The following is a 7,450-nucleotide window of genomic DNA, read 5'->3' as shown; positions in this document are numbered from 1 at the left end:
TGATTTGATCGATCAGTTGTATATTGACCCATTTGATACGCAAGCTGGCCGCGAAGTTTATGGCTTTGGCTTTGATGCGCGTTTTAATGCCCCTCGTACTGTTGAAGTAGAAACTAAAAACTTCCGCTTAGTAAGTAGTCTTGCCGGTGACGTTGGTGACTGGAGCTGGGAGTCAGGCGTGACATTTTCTCGCTCAAGCTCTGAGCAAGAAGCCATTGATGGTGTTTACAATCGCTATCAATTTCACGGCGCCATTACTGGTGAGCTATGCTCAGACGGTACATTAGCAAACTACGACGGCACGAGCCTTAACTGTGCATCAGGCGATTTACTGCCATTTTATAATCCATTTGTGCAAGGCGATGCCGCCAACGATGCGGTTTTAGCAACGGCACAGGCACGCCCAACCCGCAGTGGCGAAAGCACCGTATACGGCTGGGATGCAAACTTTAACGGTGAGCTATTCACCTTTAATGATTTACCCGCTTATGCGTCATTTGGGGTTGAAGCTCGCCGTGAAGAATTAACTGATATTCCATCACTTGACTCGCAAGCACGCCCTGAAAACGGCTACTTAGTGGATGTATTTGGTTTTGGTTCGAGCTTATCAGCGGCTGATCGCACTCAATACGCGGCGTTCGCTGAAATAAGCGTTTCATTGACCGATCAAGTTGAGCTACAGGCGGCAGGACGTTACGATCATTATGACGATTTTGGCGGCACCTTTAACCCTAAAATTGGCTTAAGCTACCGCCCTACCGACTCGTTAGTGTTACGTGGCTCATGGTCTACGTCATTCCGTGCGCCTTCACTGACCCAAGCCGGTGTTAAATTAAGAACCACCCAATCAACCTTTGATTGTGGTGCCAACCAAGCGGTATCTGATCTTTATTGTATGGGTCAAGGAACAGAGGTAAATGTTAACTCACTCGAGCTTGGTAATAAAAACCTTAAAGCAGAAGAATCTGAAGCAATTAGTGTTGGTTTTGCGTGGAGCCCAAGCGCTGATACTAACTTAACCCTTGATTATTGGCAGTTTGATCACGAGGAAGTGATTGATACTAATATGACTGCGGTACTTGATCGTGCCATTACTGATGCATCACTGCGCCATTGCGGTATTGTCCCAGAAGGTGAGCAAGGTATCTCTTACGATAATGAGCTATGTGATGTCAGTGACAATAGTGGTTTGAGTATCGAGCAAGACGGTGCCAACCTAAATGAAATTTTAGATAACTATATTACCGAGTTCGACCCACGTGATGATGAACTATTTTTACCATTATTCCGTGACCACATCATTCCACTTGAAAATACCGGCACACAAACATTAGCAGGAATTGATATTAAGTTTGATCACCGTTTTAGGCTTTCAGGTGGCGATTTAACATTTGCATTTGATGGCACGCACTATCTTGAATTTGAGCGTAATAAACCAGGCTCTGATGCAATTGAAAAGTTAGTTGGTACATATCGCTATCCTGAAAACATCGGTCGCATGTCAATCGATTGGGAAGCACAAAGCTACTACCTAAACCTTGGCGCAAACTATACCAGCAGCTATGAAGATGACATTGAAGGACTTAGAGGCCGTGAAATTGCTGAACTGGAGAGTTTAGGTAAACTTGACTCACAAAGTAAGCATCAAGTTGACGATTGGCTTGTGTGGGATTTATCTGCAGGTTACTACGTCAATAAAGCCCTTACCTTAAGAGCGCGCATTGATAATATTTTTGACAAAGAGCCGCCACAGCTATACGGCTCAAGTCGTGGTTTTGATTCTATAAACCATAATGCTTATGGCGCGCGTTATACATTTAGTGTCAGCTATCGCTTTTAAAAATTACACGCGCAGTGCTAGCCGCTGCGCGTAACACCATCCAAATTGCACTAAGTGGCTTTGCTTTGTAGAGTAAGGTCACTTATTCAAATAAACTTCGTGTTAAAATAAGCAGGTGTGCGGCTTAGTCTAAGCAGCCTATGTCTTTGCGAAAAGTGAAATTATGAAAAACAAACAATTTACTATGCCTGATGCAAGTATCATCTTGTTATCAGTTGCATTAATTGCCTACTTGGCAACCTTGTTTATTACTCCCGGGATGTTTAACGCCCAAAAAGATAGCCACAATGTTGAGCTTTCTCAATACCAAACAGTGGCTGTAAGCGAGCAAACGCCGCTGTTTGCTGAAGGCGGTGAAATTGGTCTGGCAAATGTGTTGTTTGAAGGTTTAGTCTCGGGTGACAAGTACGGCGCAACCATCGGTGTCATGGCGTTTATATTAATTACCGGCGGCGCGTTCGGTATCATTATGAAAACAGGCGCAATTAATAACGGAATTATGGCGCTTATTAATAAAACACAACGAATTGAATGGCTGTTTCTGCCATTATTATTTGTGTTATTTTCATTAGGTGGCGCAGTATTTGGCATGGGCGAAGAAGCGATTGCTTTTTGTATTGTGCTACTGCCAATAATGAAACAGCTCGGCTATGATGCCAAGGTTACTGTTTTAACTACGTATGTTGCCACACAAATTGGCTTTGCAACGTCTTGGATGAATCCTTTTAGTATTGCAATTGCACAATCTATTGCCGAAATACCGGTTTTTTCTGGTGCAGGTTTTAGAATGATCGCGTGGGTTGTGTTTACACTATTTGGTTTACTTTTTACTGTACGTTATGCCAACTCGATCAGAACCGTTAACACCGCGCAAAGCGACTCCCCTACTGATATAAAATTAGATACCGCCGATAAACTGATCTTGATTACTTTTATAGCCGGTATTAGTTGGGTTGTATGGGGTGTGATGGCGCGCCAATATTATATTCCAGAGCTGGCTGCACAGTTTTTTTGTATTGGTGTGATCAGTGCTTTTATCGCCAGTATTTTTAATAAACAAACGGCTAATGAAAGTGCGGATGCATTTAAACATGGCGCACAAGAATTGTTGCCCGCAGCTATGTTAGTCGCTCTTGCTAAAGGGGTGGTATTACTACTTGGTGGCAGTGATTTAAATACACCATCAACCTTAAATACATTACTTTATCATAGCGCTAGTAGTATTGCAGCGGTACCAGACTTTGTTGCGGCATGGGGCATGTTGTTGTTTCAAAGTGTGTTTAACTTTTTTGTTTCTTCAGGATCTGGTCAAGCTGCCATCACTATGCCACTGATGTCACCCCTGGGCGATTTACTCAATGTATCACGACAAATTGTGGTATTAGCTTTTCAGTTTGGCGATGGCTTAACCAATATATTCATTCCAACCTCAGCGAGTTTGATTGGCTGTTTAGGCATTGTGAAACTTGACTGGAGCGAATGGGCTGCCTTTATTTGGCGCTTTACATTAGCATTATTTACACTAGCAAGCGGCTTCATATTTCTTGCTTATTTTATCAATTATCAATAAAAAGACTTCACTATGTTGACATTAATTCGAGGTGCAAACCTTTATACTCCAAGCCCTCAAGGGCAGATGGATGTACTCATCGCAGGTTCTAAAGTGATTGATTTTCGAACCGAGATCAAACTAGAAAGTAATACCGAAGTAAAAATTATCGATGGCCGAGGCAGTATTCTAGCACCGGGCTTTGTGGACTCTCTGGTGCATATTACTGGCGGTGGCGGCGAAGCAGGTTTTACCAGTCGCACCCCAGAAATGAACTTAACCGATGCCACCTTAGCAGGTATTACAACCGTTATTGCAGCACTTGGTACCGACTCAAGCAGTCGCACACTCACCAACTTAGTGGCAAAAGCGAAAGGCTTGAAAGAGCTGGGGCTAAATGTATTTTGCCATACCGGCTCTTACCACCTACCCGCTAAAACACTGACCGGTAGCATTACCAATGACCTAATGTATATTGACGAGTTTATTGGCGTGGGCGAAGTGGCGATTTCAGATCACCGTAGCAGCCAACCCACCGTTCAACAACTCGCAGAGCTTGCCGCTGAAGCCAAAGTGGCCGGTATGTTAAGTGGTAAAAAAGGCATTATTAGCATTCATGTCGGCCCAATTGATAGCCATTTAGATATTTTACATGACGTTCATAACAGCACTGATATATCACTCTCTCAGTTCTACCCGACACATATGAATCGCAATAAAGCATTACTAGATGCTGGTATAGACTTTTGCAAAGCCGGTGGCACCATTGATTTTACTACCAGTACCACAGAGTACGATTTAGCTCACGGTGAGTATGCTGCAGCAAGAGCCCTTGCTTATTGTTTAGAGCATGGTGTAGATGCTACTAAGCTTACAATGAGCTCAGATGGTCATGCAAGCTTACCCATTTTTGACGATGCGTTTAACTTATTAGGCCTTGAAGTTGGCAAAGAAGCCTCACTGCATGCGTCGTTCATTCAAGCCGTGCATGAGTGCGGCGTAAGCATTGAACACGCGCTGATGGCTATCACCTCAAACCCTGCAAAAGTGCTCGGGCTTAACAAAGGCAGTATTCATCTTCACAGTGATGCCGACTTAGTTTTGCTGGATGAAAAAACCCTTGCTACAAAGTATGTTTGGAGTAATGGCAAGCTTATGGTCGAGCAAGGTAAAGCGATTGTTAAAGGGCCATTTGAATAACTAATTAAGCAGTGAAGGGGCGAACTTTCGCCCTTTCACTGCTTAATAGCTTATAGCCCTGAAGGAACCTTTGACACCAACAACTGCTCAACTCTAATACCTTCTACATCAACCACTTCAAATTTAAAGCCCGCATATTGAATATACTCAGCGCGTTTCGGAATGCGCTTCATCGAGAAAATTAAATAACCGGCAACCGTTTCATAATGCATTTGATCTGGAAATTCATCTATTTCCAGTACTTTTGCTAATTCTATAATCGGTGTTAAGCCGTCCACTAGCCATGAGTTAGCGTCTCGTTCGATGATCAGTTCATCACCCGTATGAGTGATCAAATCGCCCATAAAGCCTTTCATCAGATCTTTAACGGTGACAATACCCACGACTAGTGCGTATTCGTTTACCACTACCGCAAAGGGCTTTGCAGCACCTTTAAAGGCATTTAATGCCTCTGACAAACTTAGCGTTTCTGGTAAATAAAAAATCTCTTTTTCGAGCATCTCGTCGTTAATATTGGCGGCATCGCCTTTGAGCACTTGGCGAAGAATATCTTTTGATTCAACTGAACCAATTAACTTATCTAAATTGCCATTACACACCAAAAAATGATTATGTGGATGATCAATGATTTTTCCCGAAATACTATCGCTGGCTTCGTTAATATCAAAGTAGACTATTTGATCCCGAGGCGACATGACACTGGATAAAAAGCGTGCTTCTAAATCAAATACGTTACCAATTAAGTTATATTCTTGCTGTTGTAAGCTGCCGTACTCAGCACCGGCATCCATCATCGCGACTATATCTTCGGTGGTGACGATATCTTCACGCTCTGCGGGTACTTTAAATATTCTTAAAATAACGTTAGTTAAGCCATTAAAAAACATCACTAATGGCGTTAAAGCAAAGGTAACCCAACGCATTATCGTGACGACGCGAACCGCAACGGCTTCTGGCAAAATCATAGCTAAGCGTTTTGGTAATAAATCAGCAAACAAAATAAATAATGAGGTAATGGTAAAAAACGAAATTAAAAAGCTAATTTGCGCTAACAACGGGCCTTGATAAACCATGACTAACACACTTTCTACATACGGTGAAAGTGCCTGCTCACCAACGATACCACCTAAAATAGCAATCGCATTTAAGGCAATTTGGATCATGGCAAAAAAAGCACCAGGTTGCTCTTGCAGCTTTAGCACCGCAGCGGCTTTTGCATTACCTTCATCAGCCATTACTCTTAATTTAATTTTACGTGATGCTGCAATGGCGATTTCCGACATAGCAAACAACGCACTGATCAAGATCAACAAACCAATCCCGATTAAGTCACCCATTTATAACTCCAAAAATATGCGCTTTTATTAGCAAAAGCAGCTGGATTATAGACTCTTTTTTAGACACAGCAATTTATATTTATCTTATATAAATATTCTTTTATAAACAGTTGATTAAGTGAAGTTAGCAAGGCTATAAGGAGGTGAATACGCGAATTAACTCTGATTTTGAAATGTTATCAATGCCTTTATTACATGCAAAGTATAATGAGGGTTGTTTAACGTTAAGTTTTAAGACGGGTATTAAATTATCGTCTACCGGATGTTTACGCTGCTCAAACTCGGCTCGCTGTTTAGGAAGTGTCACTAAATCAATACTATTCTTGCGGCTGCTTACAATTTTAAAAATATTATCAAAACTATCAATGGGTAATAAATTTTTACCCTCTTCAAAGCCTTGTGATAACAAATATTGATGGCTGTAATTATCTTTAAGTACCGCAATACGATATTGCTTAGCTTGCTCTAAATTTTGCAAGTTAATCTGTTTGGAGTTTAAGGCATAAAAGTAAGTATGCAACTGCGCCAGCTCGGCAATCCACAGTAATTGATCTTCTCGCTCAGGAGAGCGTGATACAGAAAAAATACAGGTTTGTGGATCACGTAATGCCGTATTAAATGCGGTAGTCCAACTCTTTACTGTAATTGAATAGTCAAGTGATGAAGCCTCAAGCGCTTTGCGCACTTTATCAGCAACATGACCGGTGAGTTGATCTTTATCATTAAGGTACTGCGCGGGCGGAAAATGCTCGGTCACAATATGTAGCTTTGCTACACATTGCCCACTAAAAATAATAAATACTAAATAGATCCATTTACCCACCATTACCTCGCACTATTTAACGTTACGCATCATAACTTTGTGAATGCTTGTTCAATATAGCGTCAATCATCTGATAAGTGAATAAAAAATGAGCCAATGCTGACCCATTTGAGATGTAATGAAACAGCAGCGCTATCGATTCATGGCATTAATTAAAAAAGCGGAGATTTTTGCGCCTTCACGTAACGTTGTTTCAGAGCTTGATTGGCCAACTAAAGAGCTATCTGTAAAGGGTGCTATTTCCATCATATCAGCGCCGGTGATCGGAAACTCATCCGCTAATGCGACTAAGATATCTAATGCATGCTGCGGTGTTAAACCATTCCCTTCAGGCGTACCGGTTGCTGATGCAAACTCTTCATCTAACGCATCAATATCAAAACTAACGTAAAGCTCATCAACATTATCAGCTTTAAGCTGCGCAATTACCTCAGTTGCTATTGCCTGCGCGCCACGTTCGATAATCTCATGGGCCCAATGCTGTTTAACACCAAAGGTTGATTCCCAATGTTCTTTTGGCTTACCGCTGGAGCGTATACCAAACTGAATTAGATGATGCGGTGCAGGTAAAAATTCTAAAATATGCGTACACCACGAGCCAAAACATAAGTCGATGCCTAAACGCTCGACCAATAAGTCTGTGTGCGCATCAAAATGAATAATCGCAGTGCGTTTACCTTGCGCACGCTTGGCTTTTAAAT

The 7,450-nt window shown here is 41.9% G+C and carries 6 protein-coding genes; 3 read left to right on the top strand and 3 right to left on the bottom strand.

Translation table 11 applies throughout. The features are described 5' to 3' along the window. The 3 genes from ENH88_RS07180 to iadA form a co-directional block, all read left to right on the top strand. A partial coding sequence (locus ENH88_RS07180) for a TonB-dependent receptor domain-containing protein (protein WP_304181178.1) occupies positions 1-1,840 on the top strand: 1,840 nt, incomplete at its 5' end. A 163-nt stretch (positions 1,841-2,003) separates the two neighbouring features. Continuing rightward, complete coding sequence (gene yfcC / locus ENH88_RS07175; protein ID WP_304181176.1) at positions 2,004-3,410, top strand: putative basic amino acid antiporter YfcC; 1,407 nt, start codon at positions 2,004-2,006, stop codon at positions 3,408-3,410. Positions 3,411-3,422: 12 nt separating this feature from the next. After that, positions 3,423-4,589, top strand: coding sequence for a beta-aspartyl-peptidase (gene iadA / locus ENH88_RS07170; RefSeq protein WP_304181174.1), 1,167 nt, complete (start codon positions 3,423-3,425; stop codon positions 4,587-4,589). 50 nt (positions 4,590-4,639) lie between these two features. Here the strand turns inward: iadA and ENH88_RS07165 are convergent, their stop codons facing one another. The 3 genes from ENH88_RS07165 to ENH88_RS07155 form a co-directional block, all read right to left on the bottom strand. Beyond that, positions 4,640-5,926: a hemolysin family protein gene (locus ENH88_RS07165; protein ID WP_304181173.1), complete on the bottom strand. Its 1,287-nt coding sequence runs from the start codon at positions 5,924-5,926 to the stop codon at positions 4,640-4,642. Between the two features lie 133 nt (positions 5,927-6,059). Further along, positions 6,060-6,752 carry a substrate-binding periplasmic protein gene (locus ENH88_RS07160; protein ID WP_304181171.1) on the bottom strand — a complete coding sequence of 231 codons (693 nt, stop codon included), beginning with the start codon at positions 6,750-6,752 and terminating at the stop codon, positions 6,060-6,062. Positions 6,753-6,881: 129 nt separating this feature from the next. Continuing rightward, positions 6,882-7,450: arginase family protein (locus ENH88_RS07155; RefSeq protein ID WP_304181169.1), on the bottom strand; the 569-nt coding region annotated here is incomplete at its 5' end.

This window comes from Pseudoalteromonas prydzensis, from assembly GCF_011050055.1.
Taxonomy (GTDB): domain Bacteria; phylum Pseudomonadota; class Gammaproteobacteria; order Enterobacterales; family Alteromonadaceae; genus Pseudoalteromonas; species Pseudoalteromonas prydzensis_A.
Note: the sequence above shows the minus strand (reverse complement) of the source record. Positions and strands in the feature narration are given on the sequence as shown.